The organism is Streptomyces sp. MK7, from assembly GCF_032658145.1.
GTDB classification, from domain to species: domain Bacteria; phylum Actinomycetota; class Actinomycetes; order Streptomycetales; family Streptomycetaceae; genus Streptomyces; species Streptomyces spiralis.
Map to the genome: position 1 here is coordinate 127,891 of NZ_JAVACL010000013.1, position 19,496 is coordinate 147,386.

Consider the following 19,496-nt stretch of genomic DNA (forward strand, 5'->3'; position numbering starts at 1 on the left):
GAGGTCAGTCGCGGGGGAACTCGTCGGTCTTGAGGACGAGGCCGAGAGGGGTGCCCGTGAGGTCCAGTTCCTCGCCGAAATCGGCCTTCACCTCGACGGCGTACCTGCCGTCTCTGGGGTGGGTGCAGATGCGGCACTCACCCCGGTAGGGGTCGGCGATGATGAAGACGGGCACCCCGGCCTTGGCGTAGGCGGTCTTCTTCGGGCCGTAGTCGTTGGCGGCGGTGCCCTTGGAGATGACCTCGGCGACGAACTCGACGTCCTCGCAGCGCCAGCGGCCGCCCTCCGTCTTGGCGGCGTCCTCGGCCATCACCGTCACGTCGGTCGCGAACCCGTTGAGGTGACCCGGGTAGTCGATGCGGACATCGGACTTCACCCGCTTGCGGGGGTACTTGGTCCGCAGCTGCTCGTAGATGTCCGCGATGATCTCCCAGTGGGTGTCCCGCTGTGGGGACATGAAGACGGTCCCCTCGACGATCTCGACCTTGTATCCCTCGGGGACGGGCATCTTCTCGAGCCGCTCGAACATCTCGTCGAGCGTGATCGTGTTGTCGCTCTCGGCCATCGCGATCCGGTCTTCAAGGACGGTCATCGTGGCGCTCCTCCCCGGCTGCCTCACCGACGAGCGCAGCCGCGCAGTACAACGATACGCACGGTGACCAGGACACGCCCGGGCCTTCCGGCCGCCCGGCGGGGACACTGGCCCCATGAGACTCTTCGCCGCCGTACTGCCTCCCGAGGACGTCCTCGGCGCGCTCGCGCAGGAGATCGACGCCCTGAAGAAGCTGCCCGGCGCGGACCGGCTGCGCTGGACCGGGCGCCCGGGGTGGCACTTCACACTTGCCTTCTACGGCGAGGTCGACGAGGAGCTCCTGCCGGAGCTGTCGGAGCGGCTGGGCAGGGCCGCGCACCGTACCGAACCGTTCGAGATCGCGTTGCGCGGCGGCGGCCAGTTCGGCCGCGGGAAGGTGCTGTGGACGGGCGCCGACGGCGACCTGCGCACCATGGGGTTCCTCGCCGAGCGCGCGGAGGCCGCGGCGCGCAGGGCGGGCGTGGAGATGGGGGAGCACCGCCGCTACAAGGCCCACCTGACGGTGGCGCGCGGCCGGGACGTCGTGGACGTACGGCCGCACGTCCAGGTGCTCACGGGGTTCACCAGTCGCACCTGGACGGTGGACGAGCTGGTCCTCGTCCGCAGCAACCTGCCGAAGTCGGGCGTGGCGGGCGAGCGGCCCCGCTACGAGCCGGTCGCCCGCTGGGCACTCGGCGGCGCCGGTTAGTCTCGAATACGTGGACCCGAAAACCCGGAACCGGATCATGGCCGTCGCGCTTGTGCTGATGTTCGCCGTCGTCGCCCTGGCGGCCGCGCTCGGCAGGTGACGCCGAGCACACCGCGCACATCGAGCACGGCCGCCGCGGTCGATCGGTGACCGGCCGGTCTCACCAGGCGAAGGCCTCCGGGGAGGGTCCGGTGCCCGGGAAGATCTCGTCCAGCCCGGCCAGCAGCTCCGCGCTCAGCTCCAGCTCGACGGCCCGCAGCGCGGACGCCAGCTGCTCGGCGGTGCGCGGGCCGACGATCGGGCCGGTCACGCCGGGCCGGGTGAGCAGCCAGGCCAGCGCGACCTCGCCGGGCTGAAGTCCGTGCTTGTCGAGCAGGTCCTCGTAGGACTGGATCTGGGCCCGGGCGACGGGGTCGGCCAGCGTGGTGGCGGCCCGCCCGGAGGCGCGGCGCCCGCCCTGGACCTCTTTCTTGATGACCCCGCCCAGCAGTCCGCCGTGCAGCGGAGACCAGGGGATGACCCCGAGGCCGTAGTCCCGGGCCGCCGGGATGACCTCCATCTCGGCGCGGCGCTCCGCGAGGTTGTACAGGCACTGCTCGCTGACAAGACCGACGTTCCCGCCCCGGCGGGCCGCGATCTCGTTGGCCTGGGCGATCTTGTAGCCGGGGAAGTTGGAGGAGCCGACGTAGAGGATCTTGCCCTGCTGGACCAGGACGTCGACGGCCTGCCAGATCTCCTCGAAGGGCGTGTTCCGGTCGATGTGGTGGAACTGGTAGACGTCGATGTGGTCGGTTCGCAGCCGCTTCAGGCTGGCGTCGACCGCGCGCCGGATGTTGAGGGCCGAGAGCTTGTCGTGGTTGGGCCAGGCCTCGCCGTCGGCACCCATGTTGCCGTAGACCTTGGTGGCGAGGACGACCTTGTCGCGCCGGTCGCCGCCCTTCGCGAACCAGTTGCCGATGATGGACTCGGTACGGCCCTTGTTCTCGCCCCACCCGTAGACATTGGCGGTGTCGAAGAAGTTGATCCCGGCGTCCAGCGCCGCGTCCATGATCGCGTGACTGTCGGACTCGTCGGTCTGCGGCCCGAAGTTCATCGTCCCGAGGACGAGTCGGCTGACCTTGAGTCCCGTGCGTCCGAGCTGTGTGTACTTCATGGTCTCCAAGCCAACGGCCTGGAGTGCGCTCGAGGCAAGGGGGATTGTGGCTGGTACGCCGTCAGTCGCGGGGGAACCCGTCCGTCTTGAGCACGAGGTCGACCACGGTGCCGGTGAGGTCGATGTCGTTGCCGAAGTCCACCCTCGTCGGCTCGGCGTAGTCGCCCTGCTTGGGGTCGGTGTAGACGTGGCACCGGCCCTGGTAGGGATCGGCGATGACGTACACGGGGACCTCGGCCTCCGCATAGGCGAACCTCTTCGGGCCGTAGTCGTTGGCGGCCGTGCCCTGGGAGATGACCTCGGCGACGAACACCACGTCCTGGTAGCGCCAGTGGCCCGTCTCGTCCTTCTTCGCGGAGTCCTTGAGCAGGGCGACGTCCGGGCAGAGGCCGTTCTCGTGGCCCGGGAAGTCGATGCGGACGTCCGAGAACACCCTCTCCACTCCGAACTTGGCCGCGACAACTCCTGCGATCCGAAAGGTGATGTTCCAGTGAGTGTCCCGCTGCGGTGTCATGAAGACGTTGCCCCCGACGATCTCGACCCTGTATCCCTCGGGGACGGGCATGTGCTCAAGCCGCTCGAACCACTCGTCCAGACGCTCGGTGTTGGCGTCGGCGTCGGCCATCTCGATCCTGTCTTCAAGGACGGTCATCGTGGCGCTCCTCCCCGGCCGCACCACGGTCAGGTGCAGCCGCGCAGTACAACGATACGCACAGTGACCGGGAGACGCCGCAATTCGGTCAGCTTGTTCCGGCCGCGTACGGCTGTCCGACCCCCCATGCCTCCCACATCGCCCCCGCGAAGGCCCCCGCGATCCCGTGCTCGCCGCTCGCGTTGGGGTGCGTGCCGTCGTAGGTGTCGGCGTGGATGTCGTACGACTTCGGAGGCGAGGCGAGCAGGAGGGGCGAGCGGGGCTCGTCCAGGTCGGCGGCCGCTTTCGCGAGCAGGGCGTTGAAGAGGTCCACCTGGGCGGCGAAGAGCGCGTCCGCCTCCGCCCGGATGTTCGGGATCACCGGCAGCAGCACCATGCGGACGTGCGGGTTCGCCTCCCGTGCGCCCGCGACGAACGCCCGTACGTTCTCCGCCGTCTGCTCGGCGCTCGTGTAGAAGCCGAGGTCTATCAGGCCCAGCGAGACCAGCAGCACATCCGCCCGGTACTCGCGCACCGCCCCGCCGATCAGCGGAGCCATGTGCAGCCAGCCCTCGCCCCAGCCGGCCAGATGGGCGCGGGGGAAGCCGGGGTCGGCGTAGGCGTACGAGGTCGGCGCGTCGGCCGTCTTGTCGTACAGCGCCTCGCGCGGCCCGACGAAGGTGAACGGGCCGCCGTACGTCGCGCACAGGTGCTGCCACAGCCGGTGACGCCATGTGTGTTCGCCCGCGCTGCCGATCGTCATGGAGTCGCCGACGGGCATGAACCTGAGCATCCGCTCATGATGGACGATCGACGCGGCGGGTGCGATGTGAGGCCCGCCACCTCATGTGAACGGGCCCGTGTGATGGCAGGCTTGGGGAATGCGCCGACCGTTCGCCCTCCTCGCCGGAGCCCTCCTCGTGGGCGCCTTCGCCCTGCCCGCCGCCGCGCCCGCCTGCGCCGCCGACGGGGACGGCGGCTTCACGATCAAGGACCCCCGGATCAAGGAGTCCAGCGGGCTGGCCGCCTCGCATCTGCACCCGGGCATCTACTGGACGCACAACGACAGCGAGGACGGCCCCTACATCTACGCCGTGGACTCCAGGACCGGCAAGACCGTCGCCACCGTCACGCTCAGCGGCATCGGCCGGCCCCGCGACGTCGAGGCCATCTCCATCGGCCCCGGCAACCAGATCTACGTCGGCGACATCGGCGACAACCGCGACGGAACCTGGCCGTACGTGTGGATCTACAAGCTGCCCGAGCCGAAGGCGCTCAAGGACCAGACGATCCGGGCCACGCAGTACGTGGTGAAGTACGCGGACGGCCCGCGCAACGCCGAGTCGCTCGTCGTGCACCCGAAGACCGGGCGGGTGTACATCATCGACAAGAAGGAGAACGGCGGTCACCTGTTCGAGGGTCCGGCCCGTCTGTCGCCCACCGGGACCAACGTCTTCAAGCCCGTCGCGCCCGTCGACCTGTGGGCCACCGACGCCGCCTTCTCCCCCGACGGCACCCAGCTGGCCGTACGCGGCTACTTCGGCGGGATCTACTACGACTGGAACGGCGGGAGGATCAAGCGCGAGGGCAGGCTGGAGGTGCCGTTGCAGGGGCAGGGCGAGTCGGTCACGTACAGCACCGACGGCACCAGGCTGATGTACGGCAGCGAGGGCGAGGACAGCCCCGTGCAGGCGGAGCCCGCGCCCGGCCGCGGGGGCGGCGGGGCCTCGAAGCCGTCGTCGGGCGGTGGCGCCTCGGGCGCGCAGGCGTCCGGCGGGAGTGGCGTGGGCATCTCCGGCGAGCTCAAGACGGGCGCGGTCGCGGTCGTCGTGGCGGCGGTCGCGGTCTTCGGGCTGGGACGGATGTTGCGTCGACGGTCTTGACGGGCCTCCGACAATTCGCGTTCCATGGGTGACGCGGGGTTTGGGAGCGCTCCCATTCTGTTCCGGGCCCGCGCCTCCGAGAGGACAGCAGCGACATGTTCCGCAGTTTGCGAAGAGCGCTGTGCACGGCCGCCGCGGCGCTCCTGGTACCGCTGGGGGTGGGTGCCGGTCTCGCCGCCCCGACGGCCGCCCACGCCGCCGACGCCACCACCGCGGCGGCGGGCGCCGGCTACTGGCACACCAGCGGACGCCAGATCCTGGACGCGGCCGGGAACCCCGTCCGTATCGCCGGCATCAACTGGTTCGGCTTCGAGACCGGCAACCACGTGGCCCACGGCCTGTGGTCCCGGGACTACAAGAGCATGATCGACCAGATGAAGTCGCTGGGCTACAACACCATCCGGCTGCCCTACAGCGACGACATCTTCAAGGCCGGCACCACCGCCGACAGCATCAACTTCAACGGCATGAACACCGATCTGCAGGGGCTGACCCCCCTTCAGATCATGGACAGGATCGTGGCGTACGCGGGCCACGACGGCCTGAAGGTCATCCTCGACCGCCACCGGCCGGACTCCGGCGGCCAGTCGGCCCTCTGGTACACCTCCGCCGTCCCCGAGTCGACGTGGATCGCCGATCTGAAGGCGCTGGCCACCCGCTACAAGGGCCAGGACACCGTCATCGGCATCGACCTGCACAACGAGCCCCACGACCCCGCCTGCTGGGGCTGCGGCGACCAGTCGACCGACTGGCGCCTGGCCGCCGAGCGCGCCGGCAACGCGGTCCTGTCCGTCAACCCCGACCTGCTGATCTTCGTCGAGGGCACCCAGACCTTCAACGGCGTCTCCGGCTGGTGGGGCGGCAACCTGATGGGCGCCGGGCAGTACCCGGTACGCCTCGACGTCGCCAACCGCCTCGTCTACTCCGCCCACGACTACGCCACCAGCGTCGCCCAGCAGAGCTGGTTCAGCGACCCGTCCTTCCCGGCCAACATGCCCGGCATCTGGGACAAGTACTGGGGATACCTCTTCAAGCAGAACATCGCCCCCGTGTGGGTGGGCGAGTTCGGTACGACGCTGCAGTCGACGGTGGACCAGAAGTGGCTGTCCGCACTGGTGAGTTACCTGCGTCCGACGTCGACGTACGGCGCCGACAGCTTCCAGTGGACCTTCTGGTCCTGGAACCCCGACTCCGGCGACACCGGCGGCATCCTCAAGGACGACTGGCAGACCGTGGACACCGTCAAGGACGGCTACCTGGCGAGCATCAAGGCCCCCGGGTTCCCGGCGGGCGGCGGGGACAGTGGCGGCGGCGGTGACGGCGGCGGCAGCGGATCCACCCCCGCCTGCAGCGCCACGTACACCGTCAGCAGCGACTGGGGGAGCGGCTTCAACGCGGACGTGACCGTGAAGAACACCGGGACGACCGCGCTGTCGTCCTGGAAGGTGACCTGGACCTGGAGCGGATCCCAGAAGATCACCAGCATGTGGAACGCGACCTACACGCAGAGCGGTTCGACCGTGACGGTGACGAACGCCGACCACAACGGCTCGGTCCCGGCGGGCGGTTCGACCGGCTTCGGCTTCGGGGGAGCACCCGGGGGCGGCAGCGCGCCGAGCGTGAGCTGCACGGCGTCGTAAACGCCGAGGTGAGCCGCGGGGCGTCGTGAAAGGCGAGCGTGAGCCGTACGGCGTCGTGAAAGGCGAGGGCGCCCGGTGTTCACCGGGCGCCCTTCACCGTTCTCACGTAGTACCCGAGAGGTCAGAGCCTCTCGATCACGTAGTCGACGCACTTCGTCAGGGCCTCGACGTCCGCCGGGTCGATCGCGGGGAACATCGCGATGCGGAGCTGGTTGCGGCCCAGCTTGCGGTAGGGCTCGGTGTCCACGATGCCGTTGGCGCGCAGGACCTTGGCGACGGCGGCGGCGTCGACCTCGTCGGAGAAGTCGATCGTGCCGATGACCTGGGAGCGCTTGGCCGGGTCGGTCACGAACGGGGTCGCGAACTTCACGTCCTCCGCCCAGCCGTACAGCGTGCGCGCGGAGGTGGCCGTGCGGCGGACCGACCAGTCGAGGCCGCCCTGGCCGTTGAGCCACTCCAGCTGCTGGTTCAGCAGGAAGAGGGTGGCGAGGGCCGGGGTGTTGTACGTCTGGTTCTTGCGGGAGTTGTCGATCGCCGTGGGAAGGCTGAAGAACTCCGGGACGTGACGGCCGGAGGCGTGGATCCGCTCGGCGCGCTCGATGGCGGCCGGGGAGAACACGCCGATCCACAGGCCGCCGTCGGAGGCGAAGGACTTCTGCGGGGCGAAGTAGTACACGTCGGTCTCGGCGACGTCGACCGGGAGGCCGCCGGCGCCGGAGGTGGCGTCCACCAGGACCAGCGCGCCCTCGTCGGCGCCCGCGACGCGCTTGATGGGCATGGCCACGCCGGTCGAGGTCTCGTTGTGGGTGAAGGCGTAGACGTCCACGCCCGCCTCGGCCTGCGGATCGGGGTGGGTGCCGGGATCGGCGGAGACGACGGTGGGCTCGGCGAGCCACGGGGCGAGCTTGGCCGCCTTGGCGAACTTCGAGGAGAACTCGCCGAAGCTCAGGTGCTGGGACTTGTGCTCGATCAGGCCGTGGGTGGCGATGTCCCAGAAGGCGGTGGAGCCGCCGTTGCCGAGGATCACCTCGTAGCCGTCGGGGAGCGAGAAGAGCTGGGCGATGCCCTCGCGCACCTTGCCGACCAGGTTCTTGACGGGGGCCTGGCGGTGGGAGGTGCCCATGAGGGACGTGCCGGTGGCGGCGAGGGCGTCCAGCGCCTCCGTCCGCACCTTGGAGGGACCCGCGCCGAAACGTCCGTCCGCGGGCTTGATGTCAGAGGGAATCTGGATCTCAGCCACGAGCCGGAGCGTATCTCTTCGGTGAAACCGGACGGAAACATGTCCGTCGGATGAGACGAGTCGATGAGACGGGCGATGAGACGGAATCGGCGAGTCGCGGGCGCGTGAACCGGGGGCCGGTACGACGATATGCCTGGAGCTGTGGAAAAGATGCGGTGACTGTCCGTGAGGGCATGCATCCTGGACGCATGACGGATCTCTCGGGACTCGAAGCGGAGCTGCGCAGGGCCGTCCGGGGGGAGGTCGGTTTCGACGTCACCTCCCGGGCGCTGGTCACCATGGACGCGTCCAACTACCGGCGTGTCGCGCAGGGCGTCGTGGCCCCGAGAGACGCCGATGACGTGGCCGCCGTGCTGGAGGCGTGCCGGGCGCGCGGGGTGCCGGTCGTGGCGCGGGGCGGCGGGACGTCGATCGCGGGGCAGGCGACGGGGACGGGCGTGGTGCTGGACTTCACCCGGCACATGAACCGGGTGCTGGACCTGGATCCCGGGACGCGGACGGCCGTCGTCCAGCCGGGGCTGGTCCTGGACCGGCTCCAGGAGGCCGCCGCGCCGCACGGGCTGCGCTTCGGCCCCGACCCGTCCACACACAGCCGGTGCACGCTCGGCGGGATGATCGGCAACAACTCCTGCGGCTCGCACTCGGTGGCGTGGGGGACCACCGCGGACAGCGTGCGGGAGCTTTCGGTGGTCACCGCCCGCGGCGAGCGGCTGCGGCTCGGCCAGGGGTGGGCCGGGGCGCCGGACGGACTGCGGGAGCTGGTGGAGGGCGAGCTCGCGCGGCTGCGCGCGGGCTTCCCCGAGCTGCCCCGGCGCATCTCCGGGTACGCGCTGGACGCCCTGCTGCCGGAGAAGGGCGCCGACGTCGCCCGCTCCTTCTGCGGTTCGGAGGGCACGCTCGGCGTGCTGACCGAGGCGGTCGTACGGCTGGTGGAGGCGCCCCGCGCGCGTGCGCTCGCCGTGCTGGCCTACGCCGACGAGGGCGCGGCCGCGGAGGCGGCGGCCGGCCTGCTGCCGCACGGGCCGCTGACCGTGGAGGGCATGGCGGCCGACCTGGTGCCGTCGGCGGCCGGGCTGCCGAGGGGCGGCGCCTGGCTGTTCGTGGAGACCGGCGGCGAGACGGCGGAGGAGGCACGCGCGCGTGCGGAGGCGATCGTGCGGGCGGCGGACGTCGTCGACGCGCTGGTCGTGACCGATCCGGCCGGGCAGCGGGCGCTGTGGCGGATCCGGGAGGACGCGAGCGGTACGGCGACGAGGATGCCGGACGGCTCGGAGGCCTGGCCCGGCTGGGAGGACTGCGCGGTGCCGCCCGCCCGGCTCGGCGCGTATCTCCGTGACTTCCGCGGGCTGCTGTCGGCCCACGGCCTGCGCGGCACGCCGTACGGGCACTTCGGGGACGGCTGCATCCACGTCCGGATCGACTTCGACCTGCTGACCCCGGCCGGTGTCGGCAGCTTCCGGCGCTTCTCCGAGGAGCTCGCCGAGCTGGTCGTCTCCCACGGCGGCTCGCTGTCGGGGGAGCACGGCGACGGGCAGGCGCGGGCCGAGCTGCTGCCGAAGATGTACGGCGAGGAGCTGGTGGCCCTGTTCGAGCGGGCCAAGCGTGTCTGGGACCCGGACGACCTGCTCAACCCCGGGATGCTGGTCCGCCCGGACCCCCTGGACGCGAACCTCCGCTTCTCCGTCCTGCCGCGCGAGCCGGTGGACGTCGCCTTCGGCTACCCGGCCGACGGCGGCGACTTCTCGGCGGCGGTGCGCCGCTGCGTGGGGGTCGCCAAGTGCCGTACGACGCAGGCGTCCGGGCCCGCCGTGATGTGCCCCTCCTTCCGGGCGACGGGGCAGGAGCAGCACTCCACACGCGGGCGTGCCCGGCTGCTGCACGAGATGCTCGCCGGCGAGCTGGTGACCGACGGCTGGCGGTCCACGGAGGTCCGCGACGCGCTCGATCTGTGCCTGTCGTGCAAGGGCTGCCGCTCGGACTGCCCGGTGGGCGTCGACATGGCCACGTACAAGGCGGAGTTCCTGCACCACCACTACGCGGGCCGGCGTCGCCCCGCCGCCCACTACTCCATGGGACGGCTGCCGGTGTGGCTGCGCTGGGCGGCCCGCACGCGCACGGCATGGGTGGCCAATGCGCTCGCCTCGGTACGGCCCCTGGCGTGGGCGGCGAAACGGCTGGGCGGGATCGCACCCGAACGGAGGATCCCGCGGCTGGCGACGGAGCCGTTCACCCGGTGGTGGGAGCGGCGACGGGGCCGGAGCGCCGCGGGCGGCGGCGATGTGGTCGTCCTGTGGCCGGACACCTTCACCGAGCACCTCGCGCCCTCCGTGGGCCGGGCGGCCGTACGGGTACTGGAGGCGGCGGGCCTGCGGGTGGCGCTGCCGCCGACGGTCCACCTCAAGCGGCCGCCGGTCGGCGACGGCCGCACGGTCGCCCTCGACCCCGTCGGCCTGCTGCGGGGCCGGGGCAGGGTCTGCTGCGGGCTGACCTACGTCTCCACGGGCCAGCTCGACCGCGCCCGTACGGTCATGCGCCGCACCCTCGATCTGATGGAACCGGTCCTGGGGACGGCCGCCCCGGTCGTCGTCCTGGAACCGAGCTGCGCCGCCGCCCTGCGCACCGACCTGCCGGAGCTGCTCCCCGACGACCCGCGCGCCCGCCGACTGGCCGACCGGGTGCTGACCTTCGCGCAGACCCTGGAACGCCACGCCCCCGCCTGGGCCCCGCCCCGTCTGAACCGCCCGGTCGCCGGCCAGACCCACTGCCACCAGCACGCCGTCCTGGGCGACGACGCCGACCGCCGGCTGCGCGAGGCGGCGGGCCTGACCGGCGAGCTCTCCGGCGGCTGCTGCGGCCTCGCCGGAAACTTCGGTTTCGAGCGGGGTCACTGGGAGGTGTCCACGGCCTGCGCCGAGGAACAACTGCTGCCGTCGGTACGTCGCGCCGAGCCGGGAGCGGCGATCCTGGCGGACGGCTTCTCCTGCCGCACACAGCTGGAGCAGCTGGCGGGGACACGGGGACGGCATCTGGCGGAGGTGCTGGCCCAGGCACTGGACGAACGGGAGGGGAAGGGAGGCTGACGGTCATCGCCGGGGCCCTGCCAGGTACCGGCATCCGAGACAGCTGCATTATGGGTTCACACGCCTGACCAAGGTCTACTACCCTGGACTCAGCAGTACATCGCGATGAACGACCAACTCCCGGGCCCAGCGCCCCCGAACCCGCCTCTGGACCGCCCGTGACCGCCCCCAGCACCGCCAGCCCGTCCTCGTCGACCCCCCTCGCGCCTGCCGCGGGGGCCCAGGCGCCCGCGCCGGGAACTCCGGGCGCGCCGCGCCGCTTCGGCTCCCTCGGCCCCGTCGGGCTGGTGCTCGCCGGCGGCGTCTCGGTGCAGTTCGGCGGCGCGCTGGCGGTGACGCTGATGCCGCGGGCGGGCGCGCTCGGCGTGGTGAGCCTGCGGCTGCTGGTCGCCGCGATCGTGCTGCTGCTGGTCTGCCGGCCCCGGCTGCGCGGGCACTCGCGCGCCGACTGGGGCACGGTCGTCGTCTTCGGTGTCGCGATGGCCGCGATGAACGGCCTGTTCTACCAGGCCGTCGACCGCATCCCGCTCGGGCCCGCGGTCACCCTCGAAGTCCTCGGCCCGCTCGCCCTGTCGGTGCTCGCCTCCCGACGTGCGGTCAACGCGGTGTGGGCGGCACTCGCCCTGGCCGGTGTGTTCCTGCTCGGCGGCGGGGACTTCGGCAGCCTCGATCCCGCCGGGGTGGCCTTCGCGCTCGGCGCGGGTGCGATGTGGGCGGCGTACATCGTCTTCAGCGCCCGCACCGGCCGGCGCTTCCCGCAGGCCGACGGCCTGGCCCTGGCGATGACGGTCGGCGCGGTGCTGTTCCTGCCGCTGGGGATCGCCGAGTCGGGCGCGAAGCTGGCCGACCCGACGACGTTCGGGCTCGGCGCGGCGGTGGCGCTGCTCTCCTCCGTCCTGCCCTACACCCTCGAACTGCTGGCCCTGCGCCGCCTGCCCGCCTCCACCTTCGCCGTCCTGATGAGCCTGGAACCGGCCCTCGCCGCCACAGCCGGCTTCCTCGTCCTGGGCCAGTCCCTCACCCCCGCCCAGGGCCTCGCCATCACCCTGGTCATCGCGGCGAGCATGGGCGCGGTACGCACGCAGGTGGGGCGGGGGAAGGTCACCTCCTGACCGTTGCCGCGGCCGGGCGGCGTCCGGTGGGGCTACGGTCGGGCGGATCAGTGTGGAGCACGCCGAGCCAACGGCCGACGGGCCGCTGATCCTGCGCCGTACCCACCTGTCCGGATACCCGGTTCACGGTGCCGGTGGAGGTGTTCGCCGAGCTGTGTGCGACGCTCCCGCACTGCCCGTCCGGCGTGGGAGGTACCCCCTGCACCAGCCACCGCTCCCTGGCCGGGCCCGATCGGCGAGACACCGCCTGGGGAAATCATGCAAGCATGCTTGATTGTTTCTGGGGCCGGTGCCATGCTCCCCCTCATGGCCGACCCGACGCCCGTCATCGACGACCTGCGTGTGGAGAGCGACGAACTCGACCGGCTGGTGGCCGAGTCGGAGCCGGAGCGCTGGACGCGCCCGACCTCCGCGCCCCGCTGGACCATCGCTCACCAGATCGCCCACCTCGCCTGGACCGACCGCTCGGCGCTGCTGGCCGTCACCGACGCGGACGCCTTCCAGGTGCTGGTCGACAAGGCCCTCGCCGCCCCCGGCACCTTCGTCGACGAGGGCGCCGAGGAGGGCGCGCACCTGCCGCCCGGCGAGCTGCTGGCCCGTTGGCGAGAGGGCCGCGATGCGCTCGACCGGGCGCTGCGCGAGGCACCGCCCGGCGCCCGCTTCCCCTGGTACGGGCCGCCCATGTCCACGGCCTCCATGGCCACCGCCCGCCTGATGGAGACCTGGGCGCACGGCCGGGACGTCGCCGAAGCCCTCGGCACGGCCCGTCCCCCCACCGGCCGACTCCGGCACATCGCCCGCCTCGGCGTACGCACCCGCGATTTCTCCTTCGGCGTGCGCGGACTGACCCCGCCCGCCGCCGAGTTCCGCGTCGAACTCACCTCACCCGCAGGCGAGACGTGGGCCTACGGGCCCGAGGACGCCCCGCAGCGTGTCACCGGCCCCGCCCTCGACTTCTGCCTGCTGGTCACCCAGCGCGCCCACCGCGCCGACCTCGCCCTGACCGCCGCGGGCCCGGACGCCGACCGCTGGCTCGACATCGCCCAGGCCTTCGCCGGCCCGCCCGGCGCCGGACGCCCGCCGAAGGGGGAACCGGCGTGAGGGTCCTGCGCATCGGCAACTTCTCCGGTTTCTACGGCGACCGCTTCGACGCCCTGCGCGAGATGCTCACCGGCGGCGAACTCGACGTCCTCACCGGCGACTACCTCGCCGAACTCACCCTGCTCATCCTCGGCCGGGACCGGCTGAAGGACCCCTCCGCCGGGTACGCCCGTACCTTCCCGCGCCAGCTGGAGGACTGCCTCGGCCTCGCGCACGAGCGGGGGGTACGGATCGTCACCAACGCCGGCGGACTCAACCCGGCCGGACTCGCCGACGACATACGGCAACTGGCACGGCGACTCGGCATACCGGTCAAGGTCGCGCACGTCGAGGGCGACGACCTCACCGCGACCCCGCCCCGGGCTCCCGGCCCCGCTCAAGGAGGGGGGACCCCCACGGGCACCCTCGCCGCCCACGCCTACCTCGGCGGCTTCGGGATCGCCGCCTGCCTGCGCGCGGGCGCCGACATCGTCGTCACCGGGCGGGTCACCGACGCGGCCCTGGTCACCGGGCCCGCCGCCGCCCACTTCGGCTGGCAGCCGGGGGAGTACGACCGGCTCGCGGGCGCCGTCGTCGCCGGGCACGTGCTGGAGTGCGGCGCGCAGGCCACCGGCGGCAACTACGCCTTCTTCACCGACCACGGCCTCGAACGGCTGCGCCATCCCGGCTTCCCGCTCGCCGAGATCCACTCCGACGGCACCTGCGTCGTCACCAAGCACCCCGGCACCGGCGGTGTCGTGGACACCGGCACGGTGACCGCCCAACTGCTGTACGAGACGGGCGGCGCCCGGTACGCCGGGCCCGATGTCACCACGCGGCTGGACACCGTACGGCTGCGCCAGGACGGGCCCGACCGGGTGCGCGTCGAGGGAGTGCGCGGTGAGGCCCCGCCGCCCACCCTCAAGGTCGGGCTGAACCGCCTCGGCGGCTTCCGCAACGAGGTCACCTTCGTCCTGACCGGGCTCGACATCGAACGCAAGGCCGAACTGGTGCGCCGGCAGATGGAGGACGCCCTCCAAGCCGCCAAGCCGCCCCCGGCCGAGGTGCGCTGGGACCTGGTGCGCACCGACAAGGCCGACGCCGACTCCGAGGAGACCGCCAGCGCGCTGCTCCGCCTCGTCGTGCGCGACCGGGATCCGGAAGCCGTGGGACGGGTGTTCAGCGGGGCCGCCGTGGAGCTGGCACTGGCCGGATACCCCGGCTTCCACATGCTCGCACCGCCCGGGAAGGGCGTGCCCTACGGCGTCTTCGAAACCGCCCACGTCCCCCAGGACGCCGTGCAGCATCTGGCCGTCCTCCACGACGGCCGCCGTATCGCCGTGCCGCCGCCCCAGGACACCCGCGCCCTCGACGACGTACCCGAGCCGCCGCTGCCGGATCCCCTTCCCGGCGGGCCCGCACGGCGTGCCCCGCTCGGGCTCGTCGCCGGGGCGCGCAGCGGCGACAAGGGCGGGGACGCCAACGTCGGCGTATGGGCGCGCTCGGAGGACGCCTGGCGGTGGCTCGCCCACGAGCTGACCGCCGACCGGTTCCGGCAGCTGATCCCCGAGAGCCGCGCGCTGCCCGTCACCCGGCACGTCCTGCCCCGTCTGCGCGCCCTCAACTTCGTCGTCGAGGGGTTCCTCGGCGAGGGCGTCGCCGCCCAGCACCGCTTCGACCCGCAGGCCAAGGCCCTCGGCGAGTGGCTGCGCTCCCGCCACCTGGACATCCCGGAGGCCCTGCTGTGACTGTCCTGTCCTCCTCCCTGGACGCCGGCTCCGCCGAGTACCGGGAAAACCGCGAGGCCATGCTCGCCAGGCTCGCCGATCTCGAAGCCGAGCACGCCAAGGCGCTCGCGGGAGGCGGCGCCAAGTACGTCGAACGGCACCGCAGGCGCGGCAAACTGCTCGCCCGGGAACGCATCGAGCTGCTCCTCGACCCCGACACGCCGTTCCTGGAGCTGTCCCCGCTCGCCGCCTGGGGCAGCGACTACACCGTCGGTGCCTCGCTGGTCACCGGGATCGGGGTCGTCGAGGGCGTCGAATGCCTGATCACCGCCAACGACCCCACCGTGCGCGGCGGCGCCAGCAATCCGTGGAGCCTGAAGAAGGCCCTGCGCGCCAACGACATCGCCCTCACCAACCGGCTGCCCTGCGTCAGCCTGGTGGAGTCGGGCGGCGCGGATCTGCCGTCCCAGAAGGAGATCTTCATCCCGGGCGGCGCCATCTTCCGGGACCTGACCCGGCTGTCGGCGGCCGGCATCCCCACCGTCGCCGTCGTCTTCGGCAACTCCACCGCCGGCGGCGCCTACATCCCCGGCATGTCCGACCACGTGATCATGGTCAAGGAGCGGGCCAAGGTGTTCCTCGGCGGCCCGCCGCTGGTGAAGATGGCCACCGGCGAGGAGAGCGACGACGAGTCGCTGGGCGGCGCCGAGATGCACGCGCGCGTGTCCGGACTGGCCGACCACTTCGCCGTCGACGAACAGGACGCCCTCAGACAGGCCCGCCGCGTCGTCGCCCGCCTCAACCACCGCAAGGCCCACCCCGATCCCCCCTTCGCAGAGCCCCCGAAATATGACAACGAGGAACTTCTCGGCATCGTTCCCGGCGATCTGAAGATCCCCTTCGACCCGCGCGAGGTGATCGCCCGCATCGTCGACGCCTCCGACTTCGACGAGTTCAAACCGCTGTACGGGACCAGCCTGGTCACCGGCTGGGCGAACCTCCACGGCTACCCCGTCGGCATCCTCGCCAACGCCCAGGGCGTGCTGTTCAGCGAGGAGTCGCAGAAGGCCGCCCAGTTCATCCAGCTCGCCAACCAGCGCGACATCCCGCTGCTGTTCCTGCACAACACCACCGGCTACATGGTCGGCCGCGCATACGAACAGGGCGGCATCATCAAGCACGGCGCCATGATGATCAACGCCGTCTCCAACTCCCGCGTCCCCCACCTCTCCGTCCTCATGGGCGCCTCCTACGGCGCCGGGCACTACGGCATGTGCGGACGGGCCTACGACCCGCGCTTCCTGTTCGCCTGGCCCAGCGCCAAGTCCGCCGTCATGGGCCCGCAGCAGCTCGCCGGCGTGCTGTCGATCGTCGCCCGGCAGTCGGCGGCGGCCAAGGGACAGCCGTACGACGACGAGGCGGACGCGGCGCTGCGCGCCATGGTCGAGCAGCAGATCGAGTCCGAGTCACTGCCGATGTTCCTGTCCGGCCGGCTGTACGACGACGGCGTCATCGACCCGCGCGACACCCGCACCGTCCTCGGCATCTGTCTCTCGGCCGTCCACACCGCCCCCTACGAGGGCGCGCGCGGCGGCTTCGGCGTCTTCCGGATGTGAGGTCCATGATCCAGACACTGCTGGTCGCCAACCGGGGCGAGATCGCCTGCCGGATCTTCCGCACCTGCCGCGAGGCGGGCATCCGCACCGTCGCCGTGCACTCGGACGCCGACACCAACGCCCTCCACGCGCGCGTGGCCGACGCCGCCGTACGCCTGCCGGGCGCCACGCCCGCCGAGACATATCTGCGCGGCGACCTGATCGTGAAGGCGGCGGTCGCGGCCGACGCCGACGCCGTGCACCCCGGCTACGGCTTCCTGTCCGAGAACGCCGGCTTCGCGCGCGCCGTCCTCGACGCCGGCCTGATCTGGATCGGCCCGCCACCCGACGCCATCGAGGCGATGGCGTCCAAGACCCGCGCCAAGGCACTGATGGGCCTCGCACCCCTCGACGAGGCCGACGTCACCACCGCAGACCTGCCGGTGCTCGTGAAGGCCGCCGCCGGCGGCGGAGGGCGCGGGATGCGGATCGTGCGCCGCCTGAAGGACCTGCCGGCCGCGTTGGAGAGCGCGCGCGCCGAGGCCGCGAGCGCCTTCGGCGACGGCGAGGTGTTCATCGAGCCCTACGTGGAGGGCGGCCGCCACGTCGAGGTGCAGATCCTCGCCGACGCCCACGGCACCGTCTGGCCGCTCGGCACCCGCGACTGCTCCCTCCAGCGCCGCCACCAGAAGGTCATCGAGGAGGCCCCCGCGCCCGGACTCTCCGACCGGCTCACACAAGAGCTGTACACGCTGGCCGTACGCGCCGCGCGCGCCGTCTCCTACGTCGGCGCCGGCACCGTCGAGTTCCTCGTCGAGGGCGACCGCGCGCACTTCCTGGAGATGAACACCCGCCTCCAGGTCGAACACCCCGTCACCGAGGCCGTGTTCGGCCTCGACCTGGTGGCCGAACAGATCCGCGTCGCAGAGGGCCGGACCCTCGACACCACACCCCCACGCGCGCACGGCCACGCGATCGAGGCCCGCCTGTACGCCGAGGACCCGGCCCACGACTGGGCCCCGCAGACCGGCACCCTGCACCGCCTCGCCCTGCCGCCCGGCATCCGCCTCGACACCGGCTACGGCGACGGCGACACCATCGGCGTCCACTACGACCCGATGCTCGCCAAGGCCGTCGCCCACGCCCCCACGCGCGCCGAGGCGATCCGCAGACTCGCCGGCGCGCTCGACACCGCCGTGATCCACGGCCCCGTCACCAACCGCGACCTGCTGGTGCGCTCCCTGCGCCACGAGGAGTTCACCCGGGCCCGCATGGACACCGGCTTCTACGACCGTCACCTCGCCGGCCTCACCTCACCGGCCCCCGACCCGTACGCCCCTCTTGCCGCCGCCCTCGCCGACGCCCACGGCCGCTCCCGCTTCGGCGGCTGGCGCAACGTCCCCTCCCGGCCGCAGACCAAGCGCTACCTGATCGCGGGGCAGCAGCACGAGGCCCACTACCGGCACACCCGCCAGGGACTCGCGGCCGACGGAGTACGGGTCGTACACGCCGACGCGCACCGGGTCGTCCTCGAAGCGGACGGCGTACAGCGCCGCTTCGACATCGCCCGGTACGGCGACCAGGTGTACGTCAACACCACCCGCCTCACCGCCCTGCCCCGCTTCCCCGACCCGAGCGCCCGGCCCGCCCCCGGCTCCCTGCTCGCCCCGATGCCGGGCACGGTCGTACGCGTCGCCGAGGACCTGACGGAAGGAGCCTCCGTCCACGCCGGACAGCCCCTGATCTGGCTGGAGGCCATGAAGATGCAGCACCAGATCTCGGCACCGGCCACCGGGACGCTCAGTGCCCTGCACGTCAAGCCCGGGCAGCAGGTGGAACCGGGCACGGTCCTCGCCGTAGTGCGGGAAAGCCCTTCTCGACAAGCCTCTTCCTAGGAGCCCCATGACCGCCGTCATCGAATCCGAAGAGCACAAGGCCCTCCGATCCGCCGTCGCCGCCCTCGGCAAGCGCTACGGCCGCGACTACCTCACCCGCACCGTCGCCGACGGCAAACCCCCCACCGAGCTCTGGACCGAGGCAGGCAAACTCGGCTACCTCGGCGTCAACCTCCCGCAGGAATACGGAGGCGGAGGCGGCGGCATCACCGAACTCTCCATAGTCCTCGAAGAACTGGGTGCCGCGGGCTCCCCCCTCCTCATGCTCATCGTCTCGCCCGCCATCTGCGGCACCGTGATCTCCCGCTTCGGCACCGAGACCCAGAAGCAGCAGTGGCTCCCCGGACTCGCCGACGGCACCCGCCTCATGGCCTTCGGCATCACCGAACCCGACGCCGGCTCCAACTCCCACCGCATCACCACCACCGCCCGCCGCGACGGCGCCGACTGGCTGCTCACCGGCCGCAAGGTCTTCATCTCCGGTGTCGACATCGCCGACGCCGTACTGATCGTCGGCCGCACCGAGGACGCCCGTACCGGCCGGCTCAAGCCCTGCCTGTTCATCGTCCCGACCGACGCCGACGGCTTCCAGAAGCGGCCCATCGACATGGAACTGCGCGCCGCCGAAAAGCAGTTCGAGCTCGTCCTGGACGACGTACGGCTCCCCGCGGACGCGCTCGTCGGCGACGAGGACGCGGGCCTCCTCCAGCTGTTCGCCGGGCTCAACCCCGAACGGATCATGACCGCCGCCTTCGCGATCGGCATGGGCCGCTACGCACTGGCCAAGGCCGTCGAATACGCCCGCGACCGCACCGTCTGGAAGGCCCCCATCGGAGCCCACCAGGCCATCGCCCACCCCCTCGCCCAGGCCCACATCGACCTCGAACTCGCCCGGCTGATGACGCAGAAAGCGGCCCACCTCTACGACACCGGCGACGACATCGGTGCCGGCGAGGCCGCCAACATGGCCAAGTACGCGGCCGGGGAGGCCTGCGTGAAGGCCGTCGACCAGGCCGTGCACACCCTCGGCGGCAACGGACTCACGCGCGAGTTCGGGCTCGCCTCACTGATAACGGCCGCACGCGTGTCTCGTATCGCCCCGGTGAGCCGGGAGATGATTCTCAACTACATCTCCCACCAGACCCTCGGTCTGCCCAAGTCGTACTGAGCAGCAGCCGCT

The 19,496-nt window shown here is 71.9% G+C and carries 15 protein-coding genes; 10 read left to right on the top strand and 5 right to left on the bottom strand.

Annotated features, from left to right (window positions below; translation table 11 throughout):
* Positions 1-4: 4 nt before the first annotated feature.
* Positions 5-592, bottom strand: a complete 588-nt coding sequence (locus R2S09_RS17315; protein ID WP_316741897.1) for a Uma2 family endonuclease — start codon at positions 590-592, stop codon at positions 5-7.
* 115 nt (positions 593-707) lie between these two features.
* On the opposite strand from R2S09_RS17315, the gene thpR reads away from it, so the two are divergent.
* Positions 708-1,280, top strand: a complete 573-nt coding sequence (thpR, locus tag R2S09_RS17320) for an RNA 2',3'-cyclic phosphodiesterase (RefSeq protein ID WP_306186650.1) — start codon at positions 708-710, stop codon at positions 1,278-1,280.
* A gap of 160 nt (positions 1,281-1,440) precedes the next feature.
* Here thpR and R2S09_RS17325 read toward each other — a convergent pair whose 3' ends face one another.
* The 3 genes from R2S09_RS17325 to R2S09_RS17335 all read right to left on the bottom strand — a co-directional run bounded on the left by R2S09_RS17325 (position 1,441) and on the right by R2S09_RS17335 (position 3,857).
* Positions 1,441-2,433 carry an aldo/keto reductase gene (locus R2S09_RS17325; RefSeq protein WP_316741900.1) on the bottom strand — a complete coding sequence of 331 codons (993 nt, stop codon included), beginning with the start codon at positions 2,431-2,433 and terminating at the stop codon, positions 1,441-1,443.
* Between the two features lie 61 nt (positions 2,434-2,494).
* A complete protein-coding gene (locus R2S09_RS17330) occupies positions 2,495-3,085 on the bottom strand; it encodes a Uma2 family endonuclease (RefSeq protein ID WP_306186646.1) in 591 nt (196 codons plus the stop codon).
* Between the two features lie 88 nt (positions 3,086-3,173).
* Positions 3,174-3,857, bottom strand: a complete 684-nt coding sequence (locus R2S09_RS17335) for a GDSL-type esterase/lipase family protein (protein WP_316741901.1) — start codon at positions 3,855-3,857, stop codon at positions 3,174-3,176.
* Between the two features lie 88 nt (positions 3,858-3,945).
* Here R2S09_RS17335 and R2S09_RS17340 point away from each other — a divergent pair, with 88 nt between their 5' ends.
* Both R2S09_RS17340 and R2S09_RS17345 read left to right on the top strand, forming a co-directional pair.
* Positions 3,946-4,947, top strand: a complete 1,002-nt coding sequence (locus tag R2S09_RS17340; protein ID WP_306186644.1) for a WD40 repeat domain-containing protein — start codon at positions 3,946-3,948, stop codon at positions 4,945-4,947.
* A gap of 95 nt (positions 4,948-5,042) precedes the next feature.
* Complete coding sequence (locus R2S09_RS17345; RefSeq protein WP_316741902.1) at positions 5,043-6,587, top strand: cellulase family glycosylhydrolase; 1,545 nt, start codon at positions 5,043-5,045, stop codon at positions 6,585-6,587.
* 121 nt (positions 6,588-6,708) lie between these two features.
* On the opposite strand, the gene serC is transcribed toward R2S09_RS17345, so the two are convergent.
* Positions 6,709-7,827 carry a phosphoserine transaminase gene (serC, locus tag R2S09_RS17350; RefSeq protein ID WP_316741903.1) on the bottom strand — a complete coding sequence of 373 codons (1,119 nt, stop codon included), beginning with the start codon at positions 7,825-7,827 and terminating at the stop codon, positions 6,709-6,711.
* Positions 7,828-8,015: 188 nt separating this feature from the next.
* Here serC and R2S09_RS17355 point away from each other — a divergent pair, with 188 nt between their 5' ends.
* The 7 genes from R2S09_RS17355 to R2S09_RS17385 all read left to right on the top strand — a co-directional run bounded on the left by R2S09_RS17355 (position 8,016) and on the right by R2S09_RS17385 (position 19,484).
* The gene (locus R2S09_RS17355; RefSeq protein WP_306186640.1) at positions 8,016-10,907 is read left to right on the top strand and encodes an FAD-binding and (Fe-S)-binding domain-containing protein; all 2,892 of its coding nucleotides are present in this window, start codon (positions 8,016-8,018) and stop codon (positions 10,905-10,907) included.
* A 158-nt stretch (positions 10,908-11,065) separates the two neighbouring features.
* Positions 11,066-12,019 carry an EamA family transporter gene (locus R2S09_RS17360; protein WP_316741907.1) on the top strand — a complete coding sequence of 318 codons (954 nt, stop codon included), beginning with the start codon at positions 11,066-11,068 and terminating at the stop codon, positions 12,017-12,019.
* 306 nt (positions 12,020-12,325) lie between these two features.
* A complete protein-coding gene (locus R2S09_RS17365; protein WP_316741909.1) occupies positions 12,326-13,120 on the top strand; it encodes a TIGR03084 family metal-binding protein in 795 nt (264 codons plus the stop codon).
* Complete coding sequence (locus R2S09_RS17370) at positions 13,117-14,847, top strand: acyclic terpene utilization AtuA family protein (protein WP_316741910.1); 1,731 nt, start codon at positions 13,117-13,119, stop codon at positions 14,845-14,847. The genes R2S09_RS17365 and R2S09_RS17370 overlap by 4 nt, the downstream gene beginning before the upstream one ends.
* The gene (locus R2S09_RS17375) at positions 14,844-16,442 is read left to right on the top strand and encodes an acyl-CoA carboxylase subunit beta (protein ID WP_306186635.1); all 1,599 of its coding nucleotides are present in this window, start codon (positions 14,844-14,846) and stop codon (positions 16,440-16,442) included. The genes R2S09_RS17370 and R2S09_RS17375 overlap by 4 nt, the downstream gene beginning before the upstream one ends.
* 5 nt (positions 16,443-16,447) lie before the next feature.
* Positions 16,448-18,316, top strand: a complete 1,869-nt coding sequence (locus R2S09_RS17380) for a biotin carboxylase N-terminal domain-containing protein (RefSeq protein ID WP_316741912.1) — start codon at positions 16,448-16,450, stop codon at positions 18,314-18,316.
* A 7-nt stretch (positions 18,317-18,323) separates the two neighbouring features.
* Positions 18,324-19,484 carry an acyl-CoA dehydrogenase family protein gene (locus tag R2S09_RS17385; RefSeq protein WP_306186631.1) on the top strand — a complete coding sequence of 387 codons (1,161 nt, stop codon included), beginning with the start codon at positions 18,324-18,326 and terminating at the stop codon, positions 19,482-19,484.
* Positions 19,485-19,496: the final 12 nt, after the last annotated feature.